Origin of the sequence: Serratia marcescens (assembly GCF_006715005.1) — a bacterium.
In the GTDB taxonomy this organism is placed as follows: Bacteria; Pseudomonadota; Gammaproteobacteria; order Enterobacterales; family Enterobacteriaceae; genus Serratia; species Serratia montpellierensis.
Genome location: NZ_VFMJ01000001.1, coordinates 2,661,716 through 2,686,215 on the forward strand (window position 1 = coordinate 2,661,716; position 24,500 = coordinate 2,686,215).

A 24,500-nucleotide genomic window follows, 5' to 3' on the forward strand; every position below is an offset into this window, starting at 1 on the left:
GGTTCTTTAGTTTAACGTCCATTTAGCGTCCCGCCGAATGGGGTTGTTTCACATACCCCGCCATTGGCTCCATGCCGACAGGGTTTAAGGTTACAGGGGTAAAATTTTACCCGATATATTGCGATACCGCTATGACAAATATGACAAAAAGCCAATAGCGCCGCCGCGCTTATTGCTGCGGCAACGCCAACACTTTCTGTGCATACGTCAACGCCTGCCGGATCACTTCTTCGATCGACATGCTGGTAGAATCCAGCACGAGGGCGTCAGAAGCGGGCACCAGAGGCGCGATAGGCCGATTACGGTCACGGTCGTCCCGTTCCTTTATCTCGGCTAAAAGACGTTCAAAGTTAACATTAAAGCCCTTCTCCTGCAACTGCAGCATGCGGCGGTGCGCGCGCTCCTCCGAGCTGGCGTCGAGGAAAATCTTGACCGGCGCGTCCGGGAACACCACCGTGCCCATATCGCGACCGTCGGCGATCAGGCCGGGCGCCTCGCGGAATGCGCGCTGGCGGCGCAGCAACGCCTCGCGCACGCGCGGAAACGCCGCCGCTTGCGACGCGGTGTTGCCGACGGTTTCGGTGCGGATCTCATTGCTGACGTCCTCACCTTCCAAAATCACCTGCAGCTTGCCGTCCTGGGCAACGAAGCGAACATCGAGATGTGCGGCCAGCGGAACCAGCGCTTCCTCAGAAGTGATATCCACCTGATGATGCAACGCCGCCAGCGCCAGCACGCGATAGATCGCGCCGGAGTCCAGCAAACGCCAACCAAGGGACTCGGCCAACGCTTTACACAGCGTGCCTTTGCCTGCGCCACTTGGTCCATCAACGGTTATCACCGGGGCTGTAGCCGTCATTTCTCTCTCCTTCAGGTAGAAAACCTCACAGAGACACGGCGCGCTTTGGCTCACAGCCCGCGCGCCGCACTCTCTGCCACCCGCCCAATCAGGGGCAAATACGGTGGCGTATTATACGCTGCCCTACGGCGATCTGTTACCCTGGAACTGTCCGGTTGTTGAAAATAAGCGCACAACCGCGAAAAAGTATAGAAGAAACGCCGGTCGCCAAAGGTTAAAAACGATAAAGGCCCACAAAGGGGCCTTAAAATAAACGATTTGACGGGTTACGCCGGCTGGCTGATGCGCGCCAGCTGTTCGAAATAGTCCGGGAAGGTTTTCGCGGTGCATTTCGGATCGAGAATGGTGACCGGAGTATCCGACAGCGCCACCAGCGAGAAACACATCGCCATGCGGTGATCGTTGTAGGTGCCGATCTCGGCAAACTGCAGTTTGGCCGGCGGCACGACGTGAATGTAGTCTTCGCCTTCGTCCACTTCCGCCCCCACTTTACGCAGCTCGGTGGCCATCGCCGCCAGGCGGTCGGTCTCCTTCACCCGCCAGTTGTAGATATTGCGGATGGTGGTCGGCCCCTCGGCGAACAGCGCTGCGGTGGCGATGGTCATCGCCGCGTCCGGAATGTGGTTCATGTCCATGTCGATGCCGCGCAGTTCACCGCGGCTGCACTCGATGAAATCGTCGCCCCAGGTAATGCGCGCGCCCATTTTCTCCAGCACGTCGGCAAATTTGGTGTCGCCCTGCACGCTTTTGCGGCCGATGCCGGTCACCCGCACGGTGCCGCCCTTGATAGCCGCCGCCGCCAGGAAGTAAGAGGCGGAAGATGCGTCGCCCTCAACCAGGTAATCGCCCGGCGCGATATACGTCTGGCGCCCCTGGATATGGAACACCCGGTAGTTGTTGTGACTCACCGATACGCCGAAGGTGCGCATCAGATGCAACGTGATGTCGATGTACGGCTTGGAAACCAGCTCGCCCTTGATGTGGATCTGCGTATCCTGCGGCGCCAGCGGCGCAGTCATCAGCAACGCGGTCAGGAACTGGCTGGAGACGCTGCCGTCAACGGTGACGTCGCCGCCCTGGAAGCCGCCGCGCAGGCGAATCGGCGGGTAATCGGTCTGCTCGAGATAATCAATCTGCGCCCCGCCCTGGCGCAACGCGTCCACCAGATGGCCGATCGGGCGCTCTTTCATGCGCGGTTCGCCGGTCAACACCACGTCGCCTTCGCCGAGGCACAGCGCCGCCGCCAATGGGCGCATCGCCGTCCCGGCGTTGCCGAGGAACAGTTCCAACGGCTGCTCGGCCACCAGCGGCCCGGCCACGCCGGTCACTTCGCATACGGTGCGATCGGCGGAAAGCTGATAGTTCACGCCCAACGCCTGCAGGGCGTTCAGCATATGACGCACGTCGTCGCTGTCCAGCAGGTTGGTCAGCCGGGTCGTGCCTTTCGCCAGCGCAGCCAGCAACAGAGCGCGGTTAGAAACGCTCTTGGAGCCGGGTAAGTTGACGGTGCCATTGACCAGGGCGACCGGGTGTAACGTCAGGGAATCCACCATGTGAACAAAACTCTCCAATTCTGATAAACGAAACGGCTCCGGAATAATGCCGGAGCCGCTTTAATGCAAAAGGACAACAGCCTGAGCAGCCCGCGCCGGGCGGGCTGACGGTATCAACCGTGACGACGTTCGAAGTCGGTCATGAAGTCGGTCAGCGCCTGCACGCCGGCCAGCGGCATGGCATTGTAAATAGAAGCGCGCATGCCGCCAACTACCCGGTGGCCTTTCAGCGCCTGCAGGCCGATAGCCTCGGCTTCGCTGAGGAACACCTTGTCCAGCGCCGCATCGGCCAGCTGGAACGGCACGTTCATCCAGGAACGGTTGGCAATCGCCACCTGGCTGCGGTAGAAGTCGGATTTATCGATGGTCGCGTACAGCAGCTCGGCCTTGGCCTGATTGCGTTTTTGCATCTCCACCAGGCCACCCTGCTCTTTCAGCCATTTGAACACCAGCCCGGACAGGTACCAGGCGAAGGTTGGCGGGGTGTTGAACATCGAGTCGTTCTCGGCCAGCACGGTGTAATCGAGGATAGACGGCACTTCTTTACGCGCCTTGCCCAGCAGATCGTCACGTACGATCACCAGCGTCAGGCCGGCCGGGCCGATATTTTTCTGCGCGCCGGCGTAAATCACGCCGAAACGGCTGACGTCGAGCGGGCGGGACAGGATGGTCGAGGAGTAATCGCCGATCACCACCTTGTCGCCGAAGTCCGGCGTTTCATCGATGGCCACGCCGTCGATGGTCTCATTCGGGCAATAGTGCACATAAGCCGCGTCGTCGCTGAGCTGCCACGCTTTCATCGGCTTGATGCCGCTCAGGCCATCGATACGGGTTTTCACGTCGATGACGTTCGGGGTGCAATACTTTTCCGCTTCCTTGATGGCGCTGTGCGCCCAATAGCCGCCGTCGATATAGTCGGCGGTGGCCTTGTCGCCCAACAGGTTCAGCGGCAGCGCGGCGAACTGCCCGCGGGCGCCGCCGTGGCAAAACAGCACTTTATAGTTGGAGGGGACTTTCAGCAGATCGCGCAGATCCTGTTCCGCCTGCTCGGCAACGGCGATGAATTCTTTGCTGCGGTGACTGATCTCCATCACTGACGTGCCCAGCCCGTGCCAGTTGCACAGTTCCTGTTCCGCACGACGCAACACTTCCACCGGCAGCATCGCCGGGCCAGAGCTAAAATTATAAACCTGAGTCATTTCCCCTCACCACATTCACTGTTCGCCGCAGAAAAGCGACCTGTCGAAAAGACGCCCGAAGTTAACGCTCGCGTTAACCAACCCATCGGTTTTATCACTCACGCCCCATGGCTGCAACGCTTATTCGCCCGTCGGCGGCAAACGGCCGCGCCGGGTGATGACAGGCTCTGCGGCCGTCGCGATTATTTGGACGATAAAACCCTGCGACATGGGGAAATTCAGCGGGTTAACGCGGTGTTTTATGCTGTATTCAGCCAAGATGGCTGCGGAAGCCCGGTCGGCCCCCGCAGAAGAGAAAGCGATCAGTACTGATTGAACATCTGCTGGATTTGCTTCGCATCTTTGGTTTGCGTCAGCGCCAGCTGCAGCAGAATGCGCGCTTTTTGCGGATTCAGCGTGCCGGCGGCGACGAAGCCGTACTTGGCGTCGTCCACTTCCGCATCTTCGGTGGTGGCGCCGGTCGGCACGCGCGATGAACGCACCACCGCCACACCGTTGTGCGCCGCCGTCGCCAGGGTGTCGAACACCGTTTTATACAGGTTGCCGTTGCCGACTCCGGCGCTGACGATGCCCTGGTAGCCTTCGGCGATCAGCGCCTTGGCCGGCGCATCGGAAGCGTTGGCATAGTTGTAGACGATGCCGACCTTCGGCAGTTCGTTCAGCTTGCTGATATCGAACGGCGTATCCCGGGTATGCTTGCGCTGCGGCGATCGCTGGTAATCGACCTTGCCGTTATGGATATACCCGAGCGGGCCGAAGTTTGGCGACTGGAAGGTCTGCACGGCGGTGGTGTTGGTCTTGGTGACGTCGCGCGCGTCCAGCACGCTGTCGTTCATCGCCACCAGCACCCCGCGGTTGGCCGATTGCGGATCCGCCGCCGTCACCACTGCGTTATACAAGTTGAACGGGCCGTCGGCGCTCATCGCCGTCGCCGGCCGCATCGCCCCCACCAGCACCACCGGTTTGTCGCACTTCACCGTCAGATCGAGGAAATAGGCCGTCTCTTCCAGCGTATCGGTGCCGTGGGTGATGACGAAGCCGTCGGTCTTGCCGCAGTCGGCGTCAATTTTCTTCGCCAGCGTCAGCCAGACCCGATCGTTCATGTCCTGCGAACCGATGTTCACCACCTGCTCCCCCTGCACGTTGGCGATGTTTTTCAGCGCCGGCACCGCATCGACCAACGCCTCGACGCCCAGCTTGCCCGCCGTATAGTTGGACTTCGTCGCCGAATCGCCGCCGCCGGCGATGGTGCCGCCGGTCGCCAGCAGAGTGATGTTGGGCAGCGCCAGCGCCGAGGCGCTGAAGCCGGTCAACAGGAGGGTTAACGCGCTGAGTTTCACTGATTTCATTAGATTTCTCCGTGACAGATAACTCGCTGAATTATGGCCTTTATCCTTAAAAAAACTGTGACTTTGCCGCCGCTTTAGGAATACGTGGAGCTCCAGCGTAAAACCCCGTATCATTGCGCGTTTTTAGTACGCGCAAAAAGTGAAGACAATGACGCAAACTTTTATCCCCGGTAAAGACGCCGCCCTGGAAGACTCCATCGCCCGTTTCCAGCAGAAACTGAGCGATCTCGGTTTCAACATCGAAGAGGCCTCCTGGCTGAACCCGGTGCCGCACGTGTGGTCGGTGCACATTCGCGATCGCGATTGCCCGCTGTGCTTCACCAACGGCAAAGGCGCCAGCAAAAAAGCCGCGCTGGCCTCCGCGCTGGGTGAATATTTCGAGCGCCTGTCCACCAACTACTTCTTCGCCGATTTCTATTTGGGCCGGCAGATCGCCGAAGGCGACTTCGTGCACTACCCGAATGAGAAATGGTTCCCAATCCCTGAAGACGACGCGCTGCCGACCGGCATCCTCGACGAACGCCTGCACGCCTTCTACGATCCGCAGCAAGAGCTGAGCGCCAGCGATCTTGTCGATCTGCAATCCGGCAATGCCGATCGCGGCGTGTGCGCGCTGCCGTTTACCCGTCAGTCCGACCAGCAAACCGTGTACATCCCGATGAATATCATCGGTAACCTGTATGTTTCCAACGGCATGTCCGCCGGCAATACCGCCAACGAAGCGCGCGTGCAGGGCCTGTCGGAAGTGTTCGAGCGCTATGTGAAAAACCGCATCATCGCCGAATCCATCAGCCTGCCGGCGATCCCGGACGAGGTGCTGAACCGTTACCCGGGCGTGGTGGAAGCCATCGCCAAGCTGGAAGAGGAAGGTTTCCCGATCCTCTCCTATGACGCCTCGCTGGGCGGCAACTACCCGGTCATTTGCGTGGTGCTGTTCAACCCGACCAACGGCACCTGCTTCGCCTCGTTCGGCGCGCACCCGGACTTCGGCGTGGCTCTGGAGCGCACGGTAACCGAACTGCTGCAGGGCCGCAGCCTGAAAGATCTCGACGTGTTCACCGCGCCGACCTTCGATGACGAAGAAGTGGCGGAACACACCAACCTGGAAACGCACTTCATCGACTCCAGCGGCCTGATCTCCTGGGATCTGTTCAAACAGGACGCGGACTATCCGTTCGTTGACTGGAGCTTCAGCGGCAGCACGCAGGAAGAGTTCGCCACCCTGATGAGCATCTTCGACAAAGAAGACGCGGAAGTGTACATCGCCGACTACGAGCACCTGGGCGTCTATGCTTGCCGCATCATCGTGCCGGGTATGTCCGACATTTACCCGGCAGAAGATCTGCTGCTGGCCAACAACAGCATGGGCGCGCACCTGCGCGATACTCTGCTGGCGCTGCCGGGCAGCGAGTGGCAACCGGAAGAGTACCTGGCGCTGATCGAGCAACTGGACGACGAAGGGCTGGACGATTTCACCCGCGTACGCGAACTGCTGGGCATTGCCAGCGGCAAAGACAACGCCTGGCATACCCTGCGCGTGGGCGAGCTGAAGTCGATGCTGGCGCTGGCGGGCGGCGATCTGGATCAGGCGCTGATCTGGACCGAATGGACGCAGGACTTCAATGCCTCGGTGCTGAGCCCGGCGCGCAGCAACTACTACCGCTGCCTGCAAACGCTGCTGCTGCTGGCGCAGGAGCCTGAACGCGAAGCGGCGCAGTACTACACCGCGTTCGTGAAGATGTACGGCCAGGAAGCGGTCGACGCCGCCTCCGCCGCCATCAGCGGTGAAGCGCGCTTCAACGGGCTGTTCGCCGTCGATGCCGATTTGAAGGCGCTGCCGGCCCATCAGGCGCTGCTGGCGGCCTACGAGAAGCTGCAGGCGGCCAAACGCCGCCACTGGGCCAAAGCCTAAGCATCGTCAGGGGATACTGCCACGTTGGGAGTACCCCTTGTTGCCAAACGCCGCACTCCGTTGCGGCGTTTTCATTTCTGCGGTTTATTTCAACGCTTTCGGTTTTATTTTCTCGCCGGAAAATAGGCGGTTAAACGACCATAAAAATAAATAAACCGTCAATTGTTGCCGGACGGTGAAATAATAATTAACCGATAATTAAACTTTCAGCGCTGCGCGGCGACAAAACGCCTAAAAATTTAACTTTACTTCATCCCCTCCACTCAGTGAATTCAAAAAAAATTGCAAACATTAAAAAAATGTTTTTATATAAAAATCAATAAATTAACCACAAAAACCACACAAAAAACACGTCATTTTGCCGCTCTACTTCCCCGCCTTATGATCCAAATCAAATTTTCCCCTATACTGCTTTGCTAGTATCTCATTGCGTTGTTTTAACCCTTAAGAGCGAGAGTTAGTTTGAAAACTGACAGCCCCTTCGATCTGATTTTACCTGCGGCCACGGCGAAAATCGCTGAAGATGCCGGCGTGTATAAAGCCACCAAACATCCGCTGAAAACGTTTTATTTGGCGATCACCGCCGGTGTCTTCATTTCCATCGCCTTCGTCTTCTACATCACGGCGACCACCGGCACCGCCGGCGTGCCTTTCGGGCTGGCGAAACTGGTCGGCGGCATCTGCTTCTCTCTCGGGTTAATGCTGGTGGTGGTGTCGGGCGCCGACCTGTTCACCTCTACCGTACTTATCGTCATCGCCAAGGCCAGCGGCCGCATCAGCTGGGGCCAGCTGGGCGCCAACTGGCTGAACGTTTATCTCGGCAATTTGGTTGGCGCACTGTTCTTCGTGGCGCTGATCTGGTTCTCCGGCGAGTATATGGTCGCTAATGGCCAGTGGGGCCTGAATGTCCTGCAAACCGCAGACCACAAGCTGCATCACACCTTTATCGAAGCCGTGTGCCTCGGCATTCTGGCTAACCTGATGGTCTGCCTGGCGGTCTGGATGAGCTACTCCGGCCGCACCCTGACCGATAAGATGTTCGCCATGGTGCTGCCGGTCGGGATGTTTGTCGCCAGCGGTTTCGAACACAGCATCGCCAACATGTTTATGATCCCTATGGGCATCGTGGTCAAACACTTCGCCACGCCGGAGTTCTGGCAAGCCGTAGGGGCGGTACCTGAGCAATTCGCTCATCTGACAGTAAGCAATTTCATCATCGACAACCTGATTCCGGTCACCATCGGCAACATCATCGGCGGCGGCCTGCTGGTTGGGTTGACTTACTGGGTAATTTATCTGCGCGGGGGCCGCGAACAGCACTAAGCTGTGAGTTACCGCGTGCAGAGTTAGAAATCCACAATCAAAGGTAGGTGTACAATGACCGAACTTAACGAGAAATTAGCCAACGCTTGGGAAGGTTTCAGCAAGGGTGACTGGCAGAATGAAGTCAACGTTCGTGACTTCATCCAGAAAAACTACACGCCTTATGAGGGTGACGAATCCTTCCTGGCTGGCGCAACTCAAGCCACCACCACCTTGTGGGACAAGGTTATGGAAGGGATCAAACTGGAAAACCGCACTCACGCGCCGGTTGATTTCGACACCAACGTTGCTGCAACCATCACTTCTCACGACGCGGGTTACATCGCCAAAGAGCTGGAAACCATCGTCGGTCTGCAGACCGACGCCCCTCTGAAACGCGCGCTGATCCCGTTCGGCGGCATCAAAATGGTCGAAGGTTCGTGCAAAGTGTACGGCCGCGAGCTGGATCCGCAGCTGAAAAAAGTGTTCACCGAATACCGTAAAACCCACAACCAGGGCGTATTCGACGTTTACACCAAAGACATCCTGAACTGCCGTAAATCCGGCGTGCTGACCGGTCTGCCAGATGCCTACGGCCGTGGCCGCATCATCGGCGACTACCGCCGCGTGGCGCTGTACGGTATCGACTTCCTGATGGCCGACAAGCTGAACCAGTTCAAATCGCTGCAGGAAAAACTGGAAAACGGCGAAGATCTGGAAATGACCATCCAGCTGCGCGAAGAGATCGCTGAACAGCACCGCGCTCTGGCTCAGATCAAAGAGATGGCCGCCAAATACGGTTACGACATCTCCGGCCCGGCCACTAACGCGCAAGAAGCGGTACAGTGGACCTACTTCGGCTACCTGGCCGCGGTGAAATCCCAGAACGGCGCCGCCATGTCCTTCGGCCGCGTGTCCACCTTCCTCGACGTGTTCATCGAGCGCGACATCAAGGCGGGCAAACTGACCGAAGAACAAGCGCAGGAACTGATCGACCACCTGGTGATGAAACTGCGTATGGTGCGCTTCCTGCGTACCCCTGAGTACGATGAACTGTTCTCCGGCGACCCAATCTGGGCGACAGAATCCCTGGCCGGCATGGGCGTCGACGGCCGCACCCTGGTCACCAAAAACAGCTTCCGCTTCCTGAACACCCTGTACACCATGGGGCCGTCTCCGGAGCCGAACATGACCATCCTGTGGTCTGAGAAGCTGCCGCTGAACTTCAAGAAATTCGCGGCCAAAGTGTCCATCGACACCTCTTCCGTTCAGTACGAAAACGACGACCTGATGCGCCCTGACTTCAACAACGATGACTACGCCATCGCTTGCTGCGTCAGCCCGATGATCGTCGGCAAACAAATGCAGTTCTTCGGCGCCCGCGCCAACCTGGCGAAAACCATGCTGTATGCCATCAACGGCGGCGTTGACGAAAAACTGAAAATGCAGGTCGGCCCGAAAGAAGCGCCGATGATGGACGAAGTGCTGGACTATGACAAAGTCATGGCGCGCATGGACCACTTTATGGATTGGCTGGCCAAGCAGTACGTGACCGCACTGAACATCATTCACTACATGCACGACAAGTACAGCTACGAAGCTGCGCTGATGGCGCTGCATGACCGTGACGTTTATCGCACCATGGCTTGCGGCATCGCCGGCCTGTCCGTGGCGGCCGACTCCCTGTCTGCCATCAAGTACGCGAAAGTCACCACCATTCGCGACGAAGACGGCCTGGCTATCGACTTCAAAGTGGAAGGCGAGTATCCGCAGTTCGGTAACAACGACGCCCGCGTCGATGACATCGCTTGCGACCTGGTGGAACGTTTCATGAAGAAAATTCAGAAACTGCGCACCTACCGCAATGCGGTACCGACTCAGTCCGTACTGACCATCACCTCCAACGTGGTGTACGGTAAGAAAACCGGTAACACCCCGGATGGCCGCCGCGCCGGCGCACCGTTCGGCCCAGGTGCCAACCCGATGCACGGCCGCGACCAGAAAGGCGCAGTAGCCTCCCTGACCTCGGTAGCCAAACTGCCGTTTGCCTACGCGAAAGACGGGATCTCCTACACCTTCTCCATCGTGCCTAACGCGCTGGGTAAAGACGACGACGTGCGTAAAGCCAACCTGGCGGGCCTGATGGATGGTTACTTCCACCATGAAGCCTCCATCGAAGGCGGCCAGCACCTGAACGTCAACGTAATGAACCGCGAAATGCTGCTGGACGCGATGGAAAACCCTGAGAAATACCCTCAGCTGACCATCCGTGTTTCCGGTTACGCCGTGCGCTTCAACTCGCTGACCAAAGAGCAACAGCAGGACGTCATTACTCGTACCTTCACTCAAACGATGTAATACGCCAACCGGGTGGGAAACCGCCCGGTGCCAACGTCAGGGCCGGTTCTGCCGGCCCTTTTCTCCCACCGCTCTCCCCTGACTCTGTAGAGTCTGTTTTGCCGGACATCTATAATGAATGGATAGCCGGCAAAACAGTTATCCGGCAACTGACCGGCCGACAGGCATCATTACCCCCGGCGGCGGTTCCACCCGCTGCTGCATCGCAGATACCTGGCCGGCGGCCACGCGCCTATTTTTAGACTGCGTTTGACAGTCAATATTGGAGAAAACCCCGCAATGTCAGTAACTGGTCGCATCCACTCCTTCGAATCCTGCGGCACCGTCGATGGGCCCGGGATCCGCTTTATCGTCTTCTTCCAGGGCTGCCTGATGCGCTGCCTCTATTGCCATAACCGCGATACCTGGGACACCCACGGCGGCAAAGAAGTGACCGTCGAAGAGCTGATGAAAGACGCGGTGGCCTATCGCCACTTCATGAATGCCTCCGGCGGCGGCGTGACCGCGTCCGGCGGCGAGGCGATCCTGCAGGCTGAATTCGTGCGCGACTGGTTCCGCGCCTGCCATGCCGAAGGCATCAACACCTGCCTGGACACCAATGGCTTCGTGCGCCGCTACGATCCGGTGATCGACGAGCTGCTGGACACCACCGATCTGGTGATGCTGGATCTGAAACAGATGAACGACGAGATCCACCAGAACCTGGTCGGCGTCTCCAACCACCGCACGCTGGAATTCGCCCGCTACCTGGCGAAACGCAATCAGCGCACCTGGATCCGCTACGTGGTGGTGCCGGGTTGGTCAGACGACGATAAGTCGGCACACCTGCTGGGCGAGTTCACCAAGGACATGACCAACATCGAGAAAATCGAGCTGCTGCCCTACCACGAACTGGGCAAGCATAAATGGATAGCGATGGGGGAAGAGTACAAACTGGACGGCGTACATCCGCCGAAGGCCGAGACGATGGATCGCGTCAAAGGCATCCTGGAAAGTTACGGCCACAAAGTGATTTACTGATTGGCGCACGCCAAAAGAAAAAACCGGCTCAAGGCCGGTTTTTTTATGCTCAGGCGGCGGCGAATGGCGTGTGATGGTGATCCGGCTTCTGCTTTTTCAGCAGCATCAGCAGGTAAACCAGCGCCACAGCGGCAATCATCACGAACAGCACGCGGTCGGAGTAGTTTTGCATCAGCAGCGCCGTCATCGATGGCCCCAGCAGGCTACCGATGGTGTAGCTCATCAACAGCGCCTGGTTCATCGCCACCAACTCATGCGGCAGCGCCTTCTCGCAGGCCCAGGACATCGCCACCGGATACAGGGTAAAGCCGGCGCAGCCGAGGATGAACAGCGAAGGCGCCATGGCGTAGTTGCCGAGCATCGCCACGCTGGCGAGGATCACCACGAACACCTGAATGCGCAGCACCAGCAGGCGCCCGTAGCGATCGGCCAGGCGCCCGACCGGCCATTGCCCGACGATGCCGGAGCTGACCAGCAGCGCCATCCAGTAACCGACGTTGGCGTCGCTCATGCCCTGATGGGAGAGGTACAGCGGCATCAGGCCATACAGTGAACCGAGCACGATGCCGGAGATGATGCAGCCATTGATGCCGAGGCGCGCGCTGCGGCGTCTCAGCATTGTCCACACCGCCGCCTGCTGCGGCTCGTCTTCATGGCGGTTGACCCGCGCAAACAGCATCGGCAACATCGCGCTGATCACAATGGCGGTCACCCACGGCACCACATGCAGCAATTCCGTCGAAGTCATGCTCAACAGCAATTGGCCGGTCACCGTACCGAGGTAATAAACGATCATATAAGCCGCCAGCAGCTGGCCGCGGTTGCTCAGGTTGCCGCTGCGCAACAGCGCGCTCTCCACGATCACCCAGATCCAGGCGCAGCCGACGCCGGCGAAGAAACGCCAGCCCAGCCAGCTCCAAAAATCGATCGACAGCACCATGCCGGCGGTCGCGGCGGCGAACACCAGGCAAGAAAGATGATAGCTGCGGGTAAAGCCGACGCGCTGGATCAGTTTGCCCGCCACCAGCGTGCCCAACAGGTTGCCGCTGAAATAAGAGGAGCTGACCATTCCCACCTGCCAGGTCGACAGCTGAGCATGCGTTAACCAAAGAGGCACGAGCGTATTCAAAACGGCAATGGATACCGTGAGCAGCAAGAGGCCGCAGAGCAATAAGAGCACTGGGCGGGAGTATGCGGACATAGTGAAATTGTGACCGAACGCGCAATGAGAGTGCGCGCATCATGCCACTGGCGATAAAAAAGTCAATCGCCTCTTATCATTTCACCGCACGATTTGTTTCCGGCTAACCGGCTGAAAAAGCGCTATGCTGAGCGCAGAGCGGATTTGACGATGGAGAGACAGGATGAATCAGGCAAATGATGCGGCGGTAGAGGCCCTGCTGGCGGACATCGGCAGCACGCACGGTGAGCTATTGGCCATCGTGCAGCAGGTGCGCCGGATCGCGGCGGCGAGCGGCAACGGCGTCACCGAATCGGTCAAATACGGCGGCATCATGTTCTCGCATAGCCAATTTTTCTGCGGCGTTTTCGCCTACCGCCACCACGTCACGGTGGAGTTCGGCCACGGCTACCGGCTGGCAGACGGCCATCATCAGCTCGAAGGCAGCGGCCAGTATCGGCGGCACATCAAACTCCACTCGCCCGGCGAGGTGAAAAGCAAGCATCTGGCGGACTACATTCAACAGGCTTACGCGCTGGCGACAGACTGAATTCTCGACATAAAAAAAGCGCCCGCAGGCGCTTTTTCTCGTGGTTTGCCGTTTAACCGATGTATTCCAGGCCGCCCATATAAGGACGCAGCACTTCAGGCACCTGAATACGCCCGTCGGCCTGCTGGTAGTTTTCCAGCACCGCCACCAGCGTACGACCAACCGCCAGGCCGGAGCCGTTCAGCGTGTGAACCAAACGCGGTTTCTTGTCGGCTTTGCTACGGCAGCGCGCCTGCATGCGACGCGCCTGGAAATCCCACATGTTGGAGCAGGACGAGATCTCGCGGTAGGTATCCTGCGCCGGCAGCCACACTTCCAGATCGTAGGTTTTGCATGCGCCGAAGCCCATGTCGCCGGTGCACAGCAGCACCTTGCGGTAAGGCAGGTTCAGCAGCTGCAGCACTTTTTCCGCGTGGCCGGTCAGCTCTTCCAGGGCATCCATCGAATCTTCCGGACGAACTACCTGCACCATCTCAACCTTGTCGAACTGGTGCATGCGGATCAAACCGCGGGTGTCGCGGCCGTAAGAACCGGCTTCGGCACGGAAGCATGGCGTGTGCGCGGTCATCTTCAGCGGCAGAGATTCCTCTTCCACAATCTCGTCGCGCACCAGGTTGGTCAACGGCACTTCCGCCGTTGGGATCAGCGCGTAGTTGCTGCTGTCGGCTTCTTCTTCCAGCGGACGGGTATGGAACAGGTCTTCGCCGAACTTCGGCAGCTGGCCGGTGCCGTACAGCGTGGCGTGGTTGACCAGGTAAGGCACATAGGCCTCCAGGTAGCCGTGCTGCTCGGTGTGCAGATCCAGCATGAACTGGGACAGCGCGCGGTGCATGCGGGCGATTTGCCCTTTCATGACCACGAAGCGCGAACCGGTCAACTTAACTGCGGCGGCAAAATCCAGCCCGCCGGCCATTTCGCCCAGATCGACGTGATCGCGCACCGCGAAGTCGTACTGGCGCGGTTCGCCCCAGCGGGTCACTTCCAGGTTTTCGCTGTCGTCTTTACCATCCGGCACGGCGTCGTCCGGCAGGTTAGGCAGCGTCAGGGCGTAATCGCGGATCTCGCTCTGCAGCGTGTCCAGCTCTGCCTTGGCGGCATCCAGCTTGTCACCCAGCTCGTTCACTTCGCGACGCAGCGGCTCAATGTCTTCCCCACGCGCTTTGGCCGCGCCGATGGATTTCGATCGGGAGTTGCGTTCCGCTTGCAGCGTTTCAGTTTCTACCTGCAGAACTTTGCGACGTTCTTCCTGCGAACGCAGCAGATCCAGATCGAGTTTAAAGCCTCGGCGAGCCAGTTTGACGGCGACTGCGTCTAGCTCATTACGCAGCAGATTGGGATCGAGCATGCTAATCCTGTGCTTGTTGTTATTGAAAGAAGTGTTGTTGTTCTATGCGGCTGATTTATAGCCGCATAAAAGAAGAGTGATACCCGCTAACCTTACCGCAACGGCCTCGCTAGCGGTAGCGTTTTGTCGGGCTATTTTGATCCTGCTCAGCCAGCCATGCCAACTTTTCGCCGATTTTCCCTTCAAGCCCGCGCGAGGTCGGTTGATAGTAGCGCGTCTTGGCCATTTCGGGCGGGAAATAGTTCTCGCCGGCGGCGTAGGCGTTGGGTTCGTCGTGGGCGTAACGGTACTCCGCCCCCAGCCCCATCTCCTTCATCAGCTTGGTCGGCGCATTGCGCAGGTGCTCTGGCACGTCATAATCGGCCTGCTCTTTAGCGTCGCGCATGGCGGCCTTGAACGCGGTATAGACCGCGTTGCTCTTCGGCGCGCAGGCCAGGTAGACGATCGCCTGCGCGATGGCGCGCTCGCCCTCCGCCGGCCCCACGCGGGTGAAGCAATCCCAGGCGGCGATCGCCACCTGCATGCCGCGCGGATCGGCGTTGCCCACGTCTTCAGAGGCAATCGCCAACAGACGGCGCGCCACGTAGAGCGGATCGCCGCCGGCGGTAATGATGCGCGCATACCAATACAGCGCCGCGTCCGGCGCCGAGCCGCGCACCGATTTATGCAGCGCGGAAATCAGATCGTAATAACGGTCGCCCTTGTTATCGAAGCGCGCGCTGCGCTCGCCTGACACCTCTTTCAGCAGCTCCGGCGTCAGCACCCGCACGCCTTTGGCATCGATCTCCGCCATGTCCGCCATCATTTCCAGGCTGTTCAGCGCCCGGCGTGCATCGCCGCCCACCAGCTCGGACAGCAGGCGGCGCGTTTCCGCGGGCAGCTCGACGTTCTGATTGCCAAAGCCGCGCGCCTTGTCGCTCATCGCCTGATCCAGCACCTGGCCGATATCTTCGGCGGTCAGCGCCTTCAACAGGTAAACGCGGGCGCGGGACAACAGCGCCGAGTTCAGCTCGAACGACGGATTTTCGGTGGTGGCGCCGATAAAGGTGATGGTGCCGTCTTCGATGTGCGGCAGGAAAGCGTCCTGCTGGCTCTTATTGAAACGGTGCACTTCGTCGACGAACAGGATGGTGCGGCGGCCGGCGTCGCGATTTTGCCGCGCCCGCTCGATCGCCTCGCGGATCTCCTTGATACCGGAGGTCACGGCGGAGATCCGTTCGACATCCGCCTGACCGTAACGGCCGATCAGCTCTGCCAGCGTCGTCTTCCCGGTGCCCGGCGGCCCCCATAAAATCATCGAGTGCAGCTGCCCGGCCTCGATGGCGCGCGGCAGCGGCTTGCCGGCGGCCAGCAGGTGCTGCTGGCCGATATACTGCGCCAGCGTGGTCGGCCGCATACGCGCGGCCAACGGCTGGAACTCATTCTGGGAAAAATCGAGCGACAGATTATTACTCACTTGCACCTCACTGGCGCTGGTCGTCCAGCGTCACCCCCTTCGGTGGGGTAAATTTGAATTTGGCCGGATCGGCGGCGACGTTCTGCTGGCTTTTCAGCGTGTAGGAACTGCGCTGGCCGTCCTGCTCCACCGCAGCGAAGCTGCGAATGGTACCGCTGTTGGTCACGCTGATGGCGAACTGCTTCAGGTTGCCGCTGGCAGACTTCGGCGTCAGCTCGAAATCATCGCCCTTTTGCTTCACGTTGTACTGTTTCCAGTCGCTGGCATTATTGCGGGTGATCAGCATAAACGGCGTATTGCCGGTGGCGTTCTTCAGCCAGGTCGCCGTCACCTGCTCGACGAACGGATTATAGAACCACAGGGTCTGGCCATCGGAGACCAGCACGCTCTCATCGGGCGACGTCATGTGCCAGTTGAAGAGGTTTGGCCGCTTCACCCACAGCTCGCCTTCCCCCTGTTGCACCGCAGCGCCGTCGGCGCTGGTCACGGTTTGTGAGAAGCTGGCGTGGAAACTGTTCACCTTCGCCAGGCGACTTTGCAGATCCTGTGCGGCGTCGGCCAGCGCGGAGGTAGAAGCGAATCCCGAAAGCAGACAGCAGGCAACTAACAGTTTTTTCATTATTCCAGATACCTTATGAAATGCGTTAACCGCAGGGCGACGCCGTGCGGGTCAAATCAACCCTATACCCGCTTACTTTACCCGAAGCCGGCGATCGGCCGGTAGGCCAATATTCCGAGAAGAAACGGGTTTACGCTTCTTTGCACAAGGGCCGCTTAAGCGGCCCTTTCTTATTGAATTGCAATGGCTAAACGACCATCAATCGTGCCGAGGCGGCGCCAGCACCTCGCGGTTGCCGTTGTGCCCCTGCTCGCTGACGATGCCCTGCGCTTCCATCTGTTCGATGATGCGCGCCGCGCGGTTATAACCGATACGGAACTGGCGCTGCACGCCGGAGATGGAGGCGCGGCGTTTATCCACCACGAAATCCACCGCCTGGTCAAACAACGGATCCAGCTCTTCGTCACCGTCCATACCGCCGCCGGCACCGCCCTCGCCGTCTTCGCCACCGCTGAGAATGCCCTCTTTATATTGGGGCCGCTCGCGCGCTTTCCAATCCTTGACCACCGCGTGCACTTCCTGATCGCGCACGAATGCGCCATGTACACGCACTGGAATCGAGGAGTTCGGCGCCAGATAGAGCATGTCACCCATACCCAGCAAGGACTCGGCGCCCCCCTGATCGAGGATGGTGCGGGAGTCGATCTTGCTCGACACGGTAAAGGCGATACGCGTCGGGATGTTGGCCTTGATAAGACCCGTGATCACATCCACCGACGGACGCTGGGTCGCCAGCACCAGGTGGATACCCGCCGCACGCGCTTTCTGCGCCAGGCGAGCGATCAACTCTTCGACCTTTTTGCCGACCGTCATGATCAGATCGGCGAATTCGTCGACCATTACCACGATGTACGGCTCTTTCTCCAACACCGGCGGCGTGATGTCCATGCTGTCAGTCGGTTTCCAGAACGGATCCGGGATCGGGCGCCCCATCGCTTCGGCCTGATCGACGCGCTCGTTGTAGCCGGCCAGGTTACGCACGCCCAGGGCAGACATCAGCTTGTAGCGACGTTCCATTTCGCCCACGCACCAGCGCAGCGCATTGGCAGCGTCTTTCATGTCGGTGACCACATCGGTCAACAGGTGCGGAATACCTTCGTAAACCGACAATTCCAGCATTTTCGGGTCGATCATGATAAAGCGCACTTCTTTCGGCGTGGCTTTATACAGGATGCTCAGGATCATGGCGTTGACCCCGACCGACTTACCGGAACCGGTGGTACCGGCGACCAGCAAGTGCGGCATTTTGCCCAGATCGGCCACCACCGGTTCGCCGGAGATGTCCTTACCCAATACGATGGACAGCGGCGACGGGTTGTCGCGGAAGGCCGGGCAGTCCAGCACTTCGCGCAGGTACACCGTTTGACGCTTGGCGTTCGGCAGCTCCAGACCGACGTAAGGCTTACCGGGGATCACTTCCACCACGCGCACCGCCGAAGTCGACAGCGAGCGCGCCAGATCGCGCGACAGGTTGGAAATGCGCGCCGCTTTAACGCCCGGCGCCAGATCCAGCTCGAAGCGGGTGATGACTGGCCCCGGCAGGATGTCCACCACGTCGGCTTTCACGCGGTAATCGGCCAGGCTGGCCTCCACCAGGCGCGCCTTCTGTTCCAGCGCGAAGGAGTCGACCGGCTCCACCTCTTTCGGCGCTTCGGTCAGCAGATCCAGCGTCGGCAACGGCGTGGTCGGCTTCTGCAGCGGCTGATCGTTGCGCATCAGGAACGGGTGAATCAGGCTGTCCATCGCCGGATGTTGCTCGGCCTGAGATTGCTGAGGCTGCTGCACCGGTTGTTGTGGCTGCTGATATTGCTGCTGCGACGGCGGTTGATACTGCTGTTGCTGCGGCTGTTGATACGGTTGAGAGTGCGGTTGCTGAGGTTGGGCAGCCGGCGCCGCAGGCTCAAACTGGCCAAACGGCACGTCGTCCTCTTGCTCGCTTTGCTGTTCAATGCGCTCTTCAAGCTGTGGGGACAGCGTGAACATCGGCTCGCTCGGGCCATCGTCCACTAAATCCGCCATCGGCGAGAAGCTGAAAGCATTGCGGGTATCGACCGGGCTGGCGGCCGGCGCCTGCGGGGCAGTCTCTTGCTGGCCATAACGTGCCTGCTGTTGCTCGGCGAACGCCTGACGCAGCGCAGCCTCTTGCCGCGCCTCTTCATCGTCCTGTTGGACTTCACCGTAACGTTGATTCTGTTGTTCGGCGAACGCCTTGCTCAGCTCGGCTTCCTGCTGAGCATTTTCATCATCCTGCTCCGGCTCGTAGCTTTCGCCATAGCGCTCGCTTTGCTGCGTAGCGAACGCCTGGCGCAGCGCGGCTTCCTGCAGCGCCTCTTCTTCCTGCGGATTTATCGCCGTCGGCTGTTGAGGCTCCGCCTGGCGCTGTTCCTGCTCGGCCGCGCGCTGCGAAGGCAGCTTGATGCCGTAGGAAGCCAGCTCGCGGCGGGTCGGAATACGCACCGGATTCGGCCGCGGCAACTCAGGGCCGATACCCTGTTTAACCTGCGAATTGCCGTCGCTGGTGGCCGTGAAGGCCGGCATAAAGGTCGCTGCTGCGGCGCCCGCCGCGGCAGCGGCTGCCGTATCCAGCTGCGGCTTGGCGCCGGTGGCGCTGAAACCACCTGCTCCGCTGACGTCGGCACTGTCGCGCTGCGCGGCGGTAAAATCAAAGGGAGAACGTGCCGGCGGCTGCGGTGCTGTCGGCTCTTGCCAATTGCCGAGGCGCGGCTCATCATCGTCCCGATAAGGATCGGCAGGGCGCGTCGCCTTAGGCGCTGGCGTTTCTTCCGGGATTTCGAAGGAATACAGCGGCGGCGTGGCGTCTTGCGCCGGGGCGCTCACCGGGTGCTGATTGACCGAGGCCGGCGCTGTCGGTGCCACCGTTATCGACGGCGCCTGTGTGGCGATCGGTGCAGCAACGGGCTCGTGGATCTCTGCCGTCACCGCCGGTGCAGGCGAAGCCGCCGGCGCGATTGGCGCGGCGTCGGCTTCAACCTCACTATCGTCGGCTCGCAGGCCGCTGAGCAACGGATCGGCGGCGTCTTCCGCCGCCTCTTTGGCGCTTTCGGTGACCGAAGGTGCGGAGAACAGCACGTCGTCATCGGCAGCCGCGGCTCCGGCGGCGGTCGCCGCAACCGCTGCAGCGGCGCCCTTCCCTGCCTGCTCAGGCTCGTCGTCAACGTAGCGCTCGTCATCCTCGAAATAGCGATCTTCGCGGCGTGAGCGATTGGTCATCACCGTCGCGACACCCAACACCGCACCGCCAATCTTCTCGGCGATCACCAGCCAGGACCAGCCGGTAAACAGCGTCAGCCCCGCCGCCCACACGCACAACAGCGCCAGCGTAGCGCCGATGCCGTTGAACCACGGCAACATGGCGTTGCTCAGCAGGCTGCCGATCACGCCGCCGGAAGCGAAGTAATAGAGATCGTCAACGTTCAGCGCCGCCAACCCACAGGAGGTAAGCACTAACGCCAAGGTGCCGATCAGGCGCAGGGAGAGCGCGAAATAGTCGATGTAGTCTCTGTTGCCGCGCTGGCGATAGGCCGCCCAGCACAGGACCAGCATGATCGGCGGTATCGCGTAGGCGAGCACCCCGAAGGTGAAGAACAGCGTGTCGGCCAACCAGGCCCCAACACCGCCACCCAAATTGTGAATCGGCTCATGCCACGCGGTCTGCGACCAGCTTGGGTCAGACGGGTTGAAACTGACCAGCGCAGCCATGAGGTAAACGGCAAAAATCGCTACCACGATAAGCGCAGCTTCCAGCAAACGCCGGCCACTGCTGAGTCTTTTCAGGGTAACTTCTTTATCTTCTGTATATTCCTGGCTCAAGAAAGGCTCTCCAGGTTCCTGTTAGCTGACATAGCAACAGCGCCGAGAAGCTTCCCCGGCGCCGAAACTGTATGAATAAACAGGAGTGTAACCAATTTAATCAGGTTTTGCACCTGCACCTTACCGTGTTTTGATAACCAGACGGTTACTCTGTTTCACTTCTTCCATCACTACGTAGGTACGGGTGTCGTTAACTCCCGGCAAACGCAGCAACGTTTCGCCCAGCAGTTTGCGGTAAGCCGACATGTCCGGTACGCGGGTTTTCAACAGGTAGTCGAAATCACCGGAAACCAGATGACACTCCTGAATCTCTTCAAGCTTCTGCACTGCCGAGTTGAATTGCTCAAACACGTCCGGCGCGCCGCGGTTCAACGTGATCTCCACGAAAACCAGCAGGGACGCATCCAGATAATGCGGGTTGAGCAATGCGGTATAGCCATGAATGAAACCCTGGCGCTCGAGACGGCGCACACGCTCTAAACATGGTGTCGGGGATAACCCCACGCGCTTCGAAAGCTCGACGTTCGAAATACGCCCATCCTTCTGCAGCTCATTCAGGATGTTGCGGTCGATACGGTCAAGATCTTTACCCGGGCGTTTCTTGTTGTCTGCCATTATTATTGTCTCTCTTATTTTCTTCCGTGCACTTGCCACACCCTAGCCAACGTCAATGTGTAAGGGTTCGTTCCAAGCGAAGACCCGATGCCTGTCATATGCTTCTTCACTACCATCATTCCACGTCGCGCAGCCTGTCTGTCCAACCCCGCGCAACGCCGGTAACGACGTTTCGGTCGAGAAAAAATCAGCAAACGCTTCCGCGCCCTGCTCCGCACATCCACCGCGTATTGTCGCCTTGCGGCGTAAATACGTACGATTTGCTGGTGTTACGGGGATAATTTCTTCTTCCTATGATGTTTTCGCAAATGCGCAGCGGATTGTCAAAGTAAAAGAAGCAAAATCAGAACAACGTACCGTCATGAAAAGTCTGCATCCCATTTTTGGTTATGAATCGCTGGCAGATAAACCCCGGCAGGGAGCGGCTGAAGTCGCAGAATGCGCCGTTTTTGCGCGGTTGGCGATTCGGCAGCCGAATGCGGCTTTGATAAGGTAAATTTCTGCGTTCGGCGTACGATTTGCCGACAGCGGGTGCATTAATAGGCGACAACTATCATACAAATCGTTAACAACGTCGCCCGGCGCTTTTTTTACTGCGCCATTTTCCCTACAATCGGCTTCATTGTCCGCCATTGTGGAATAAAGAGGTTATTCATGGGCACGGCTAAACATAGCAAATTACTGATTCTGGGCTCCGGCCCGGCCGGTTACACCGCCGCCGTCTACGCGGCGCGCGCCAACCTGAACCCGGTGCTGATCACCGGTCTGGAGCAAGGCGGCCAGCTGACCACCACCACTGAAGTGGAAAACTGGCCGGGCGACGCCGAAGGCCTGACCGGTCCGGCGCTGATGGAGCGCATGCGCGAGCACGCGGAGAAGTTCCAGACTGAGATCGTCTTCGATCATATCAACAGCGTCGATCTGCAGCAGCGTCCGTTCCGCCTGTTCGGCGACAGCGGTGAATACAGCTGCGACGCGCTGATCATCGCGACCGGCGCCTCCGCCCGCTACCTTGGCCTGCCTTCCGAAGACGCCTTCAAGGGCAAAGGCGTTTCCGCCTGTGCGACCTGCGACGGTTTCTTCTACCGCAACCAGAAAGTCGCCGTGGTCGGCGGCGGCAACACCGCCGTTGAAGAAGCGCTGTACCTGTCCAACATCGCCGCCGAGGTTCACCTGATCCACCGGCGCGACAGCTTCCGTTCGGAGAAGATCCTGATCGACCGGCTGATGGAAAAAGTGAAAAGCGGCAACATCGTGCTGCACACCGACCATACGCTGGACGAAGTGCTGGGCGATGAAATGGGCGTGACCGGCGTGCGTATCCGCAGCACCAAAGCGGAAAACGAAACCCGTGAGCTGGAGCTGGCAGGCGTGTTCATCGCCATCGGCCACAGCCCGAACACCGGCATCTTCGGCGGCCAGCTGGAGCTGGAAAACGGCTACATCAAGGTGCAGTCCGGCATTCACGGCAATGCGACCCAAACCACCATCCCCGGCGTCTTCGCCGCAGGCGACGTGATGGATCACATTTATCGCCAGGCGATCACCTCCGCCGGCACCGGTTGTATGGCGGCGCTGGACGCAGAGCGTTACCTGGACGGCATCGCCGGCGCAGAAGTCTGCTAAGACGTTCTCTTCATCAGCAAAAAGCGGCTCTCGAGCCGCTTTTTTTGTCTTCAGCCCCCAGGAGGATGCACGCCGATGCATAATCTTCTTCACTGGCGCCTGCTGGTTGCCGTCGCCGACAGCGGTACCATCACTCAGGCTGCGGCGATCTGCGGTATGACGCAGTCTGCCGCCAGCCAGGCCATCGCTCAACTGGAGACGATGCTGAGCACCCGGCTTTTGGTGCGCCAGCCACACAATGTCGTCCTGACCCAAAGCGGCCTGCAGATCGTCGGCCATGCCCGCTCGATGTTGGCAGGGCTACGGGCCATTCAACAATGCGCGCAGCAAGCCGGTAACGCGCACGCGGGCAAAATACGCTTGGCCAGTTTCCCGTCGGCATTCAGCACGCTGTTGCCGCCGCTGCTGCGCAAATTTCGCCGTCTGTACCCCGACATTGAGCTGATTACGCTCGAGGGCACCGACCACGAAGTGGAGAGCTGGTTAACATCGGCAACGGCAGACATCGGCGTGGTGCTCAATCCGGCACCGGAGCGGCTGTGTTTCCCCTTGGGGGAGGATGCCTGGTTGGCTGTCGTACCCAGCGCGCACCCGCTGGCGCGAGAACGGCGGCCGGTGGCGCTGGATGCCCTGTTCCGGCTGCCTTTCATCCTGGCGACCGGCGGATGCGATGTGAATGCGCAAAGTTTGGCGCAGCAGTCGGGCCTGGCGCTGGCCGATGTCCGCGCCACCGTCAGCGACTGGCAAACGGCGTTGACGCTGGTCAAGGAAGGCACGGGCGTCGCGCTGATGCCCGCGTCCGTGATCCCGCCCGATGCGCTCGGAGTTTGCGCTCTGCCGCTCGTTGCGCCGGTTTATCGCCGTTTCGGCCTGGCCTGCTCATCCGAGGCGGTGACCCAGCCCCCCGTCCAAACCCTGCTGAATTACCTGCGCGAACAGGAGCAAACCCTGGCCAGTCGCTGAGTTAATAGCAGCTTTCTGAAATTTCCATTTCCCCGCCGGTGCCCGCATCGGCATGCTGTGGCAAGCGTTCTCATTGACCCACAAGGAAATAGCATGAAGCTGTATTTTGCTCCCGATGCCTGCTCGCTGGCCCCACATATCGTCCTGCGGGAATTAGCGATCCCTTTCACCCTGATCAGGGTGAACAATCGCAGCAAGCGGTGCGCCGACGGTGAGGATTTCTATCGCATCACCCCTAAAGGTTACGTCGCCGCCCTGCAGCTGGACGACGGCAAAGTGATCACCGAAGGCCCCGCCATCGTTCAATTCCTCGCCGATCTGCGCCCAGAATACCGGCTGGCACCGCCACCGACGGCCTTTGAGCGGGTACGGCTGCAGGAGTGGCTTAATTTCATCACCAGCGAGATCCATGCCGGCGCCGCCCCTTTATTCAATGACGCCCTGCCCGACGGCGCCAAGGCGTTGCTACGCGACAAGTTGAGACGGCGATTGGGTTATCTCGCGCAAGCGTTGGCACAACAAACCTATCTGTTGGGAGCGCATTTCAGCGTCGCTGACGCTTATCTGTTTACCGTGTTGCGCTGGATGGCGCGCTTCGAGATTTCGCTGAGCGAGTGGCCGGCGCTCCAGCATTATGTGGCGCGGATCGCAGAGCGAGCGTCGGTACGCGCCGCTCTGGAAGCCGAGGCCGCGAGTGAGGAAGTCAAATAGTCGGTAACGCGTCTGTTATAGCCACATTTGGCCGCTTTATTATTTTCAGTCT

At 59.6% G+C, this 24,500-nt stretch carries 19 protein-coding genes; 9 read left to right on the forward strand and 10 right to left on the reverse strand.

The window, feature by feature from the left end; all coding sequences use genetic code 11:
• Positions 1-169: 169 nt before the first annotated feature.
• The 4 genes from cmk to ansB all read right to left on the reverse strand — a co-directional run bounded on the left by cmk (position 170) and on the right by ansB (position 4,960).
• Positions 170-859: a (d)CMP kinase gene (gene cmk / locus FHU12_RS12860; RefSeq protein WP_004928270.1), complete on the reverse strand. Its 690-nt coding sequence runs from the start codon at positions 857-859 to the stop codon at positions 170-172.
• 266 nt (positions 860-1,125) lie between these two features.
• Entirely contained in the window at positions 1,126-2,412 is a 1,287-nt protein-coding gene (gene aroA, locus FHU12_RS12865; protein WP_141969762.1) for a 3-phosphoshikimate 1-carboxyvinyltransferase, read from the reverse strand.
• A gap of 113 nt (positions 2,413-2,525) precedes the next feature.
• The gene (gene serC, locus FHU12_RS12870; RefSeq protein ID WP_141969764.1) at positions 2,526-3,611 is read right to left on the reverse strand and encodes a 3-phosphoserine/phosphohydroxythreonine transaminase; all 1,086 of its coding nucleotides are present in this window, start codon (positions 3,609-3,611) and stop codon (positions 2,526-2,528) included.
• A 302-nt stretch (positions 3,612-3,913) separates the two neighbouring features.
• Positions 3,914-4,960, reverse strand: coding sequence for an L-asparaginase 2 (gene ansB, locus FHU12_RS12875; RefSeq protein ID WP_141969766.1), 1,047 nt, complete (start codon positions 4,958-4,960; stop codon positions 3,914-3,916).
• Positions 4,961-5,108: 148 nt separating this feature from the next.
• On the opposite strand from ansB, the gene ycaO reads away from it, so the two are divergent.
• The 4 genes from ycaO to pflA all read left to right on the forward strand — a co-directional run bounded on the left by ycaO (position 5,109) and on the right by pflA (position 11,552).
• Positions 5,109-6,872, forward strand: coding sequence for a 30S ribosomal protein S12 methylthiotransferase accessory factor YcaO (ycaO, locus tag FHU12_RS12880; protein WP_141969768.1), 1,764 nt, complete (start codon positions 5,109-5,111; stop codon positions 6,870-6,872).
• Between the two features lie 462 nt (positions 6,873-7,334).
• A complete protein-coding gene (gene focA, locus FHU12_RS12885; RefSeq protein WP_107227716.1) occupies positions 7,335-8,195 on the forward strand; it encodes a formate transporter FocA in 861 nt (286 codons plus the stop codon).
• Positions 8,196-8,249: 54 nt separating this feature from the next.
• A complete protein-coding gene (gene pflB / locus FHU12_RS12890; RefSeq protein WP_049208015.1) occupies positions 8,250-10,532 on the forward strand; it encodes a formate C-acetyltransferase in 2,283 nt (760 codons plus the stop codon).
• 279 nt (positions 10,533-10,811) lie between these two features.
• Positions 10,812-11,552 carry a pyruvate formate lyase 1-activating protein gene (gene pflA / locus FHU12_RS12895; protein WP_031299859.1) on the forward strand — a complete coding sequence of 247 codons (741 nt, stop codon included), beginning with the start codon at positions 10,812-10,814 and terminating at the stop codon, positions 11,550-11,552.
• Between the two features lie 49 nt (positions 11,553-11,601).
• Here pflA and FHU12_RS12900 read toward each other — a convergent pair whose 3' ends face one another.
• Entirely contained in the window at positions 11,602-12,753 is a 1,152-nt protein-coding gene (locus tag FHU12_RS12900; RefSeq protein WP_033637849.1) for an MFS transporter, read from the reverse strand.
• A gap of 163 nt (positions 12,754-12,916) precedes the next feature.
• On the opposite strand from FHU12_RS12900, the gene FHU12_RS12905 reads away from it, so the two are divergent.
• Positions 12,917-13,282, forward strand: a complete 366-nt coding sequence (locus FHU12_RS12905) for a DUF1801 domain-containing protein (protein WP_141969770.1) — start codon at positions 12,917-12,919, stop codon at positions 13,280-13,282.
• Positions 13,283-13,334: 52 nt separating this feature from the next.
• Here FHU12_RS12905 and serS read toward each other — a convergent pair whose 3' ends face one another.
• The 5 genes from serS to lrp form a co-directional block, all read right to left on the reverse strand.
• Positions 13,335-14,627, reverse strand: a complete 1,293-nt coding sequence (gene serS, locus FHU12_RS12910) for a serine--tRNA ligase (protein ID WP_141969772.1) — start codon at positions 14,625-14,627, stop codon at positions 13,335-13,337.
• 109 nt (positions 14,628-14,736) lie between these two features.
• A complete protein-coding gene (locus FHU12_RS12915; RefSeq protein WP_049208098.1) occupies positions 14,737-16,023 on the reverse strand; it encodes a replication-associated recombination protein A in 1,287 nt (428 codons plus the stop codon).
• A gap of 67 nt (positions 16,024-16,090) precedes the next feature.
• Positions 16,091-16,702 carry an outer membrane lipoprotein periplasmic chaperone LolA gene (lolA, locus tag FHU12_RS12920; protein WP_141969773.1) on the reverse strand — a complete coding sequence of 204 codons (612 nt, stop codon included), beginning with the start codon at positions 16,700-16,702 and terminating at the stop codon, positions 16,091-16,093.
• A 198-nt stretch (positions 16,703-16,900) separates the two neighbouring features.
• On the reverse strand, positions 16,901-20,533 hold the full coding sequence (locus FHU12_RS12925; protein ID WP_141969775.1) for a DNA translocase FtsK 4TM domain-containing protein: 3,633 nt from the start codon (positions 20,531-20,533) through the stop codon (positions 16,901-16,903).
• Positions 20,534-20,653: 120 nt separating this feature from the next.
• Positions 20,654-21,148 carry a leucine-responsive transcriptional regulator Lrp gene (lrp, locus tag FHU12_RS12930; RefSeq protein ID WP_004928318.1) on the reverse strand — a complete coding sequence of 165 codons (495 nt, stop codon included), beginning with the start codon at positions 21,146-21,148 and terminating at the stop codon, positions 20,654-20,656.
• 55 nt (positions 21,149-21,203) lie between these two features.
• Here lrp and FHU12_RS27150 point away from each other — a divergent pair, with 55 nt between their 5' ends.
• The 4 genes from FHU12_RS27150 (at position 21,204) to gstA (ending at position 24,448) form a co-directional block, all read left to right on the forward strand.
• Positions 21,204-21,644 (forward strand): hypothetical protein, encoded by a 441-nt coding sequence (locus FHU12_RS27150; protein WP_185742306.1) that lies wholly within the window; start codon positions 21,204-21,206, stop codon positions 21,642-21,644.
• A gap of 158 nt (positions 21,645-21,802) precedes the next feature.
• Positions 21,803-22,774 carry a thioredoxin-disulfide reductase gene (trxB, locus tag FHU12_RS12935; protein WP_019454557.1) on the forward strand — a complete coding sequence of 324 codons (972 nt, stop codon included), beginning with the start codon at positions 21,803-21,805 and terminating at the stop codon, positions 22,772-22,774.
• Positions 22,775-22,849: 75 nt separating this feature from the next.
• Positions 22,850-23,737, forward strand: a complete 888-nt coding sequence (locus FHU12_RS12940) for a LysR family transcriptional regulator (protein ID WP_141969777.1) — start codon at positions 22,850-22,852, stop codon at positions 23,735-23,737.
• Between the two features lie 93 nt (positions 23,738-23,830).
• Positions 23,831-24,448, forward strand: a complete 618-nt coding sequence (gene gstA / locus FHU12_RS12945; RefSeq protein ID WP_141969779.1) for a glutathione transferase GstA — start codon at positions 23,831-23,833, stop codon at positions 24,446-24,448.
• The last annotated feature ends 52 nt before the right edge of the window (positions 24,449-24,500 follow it).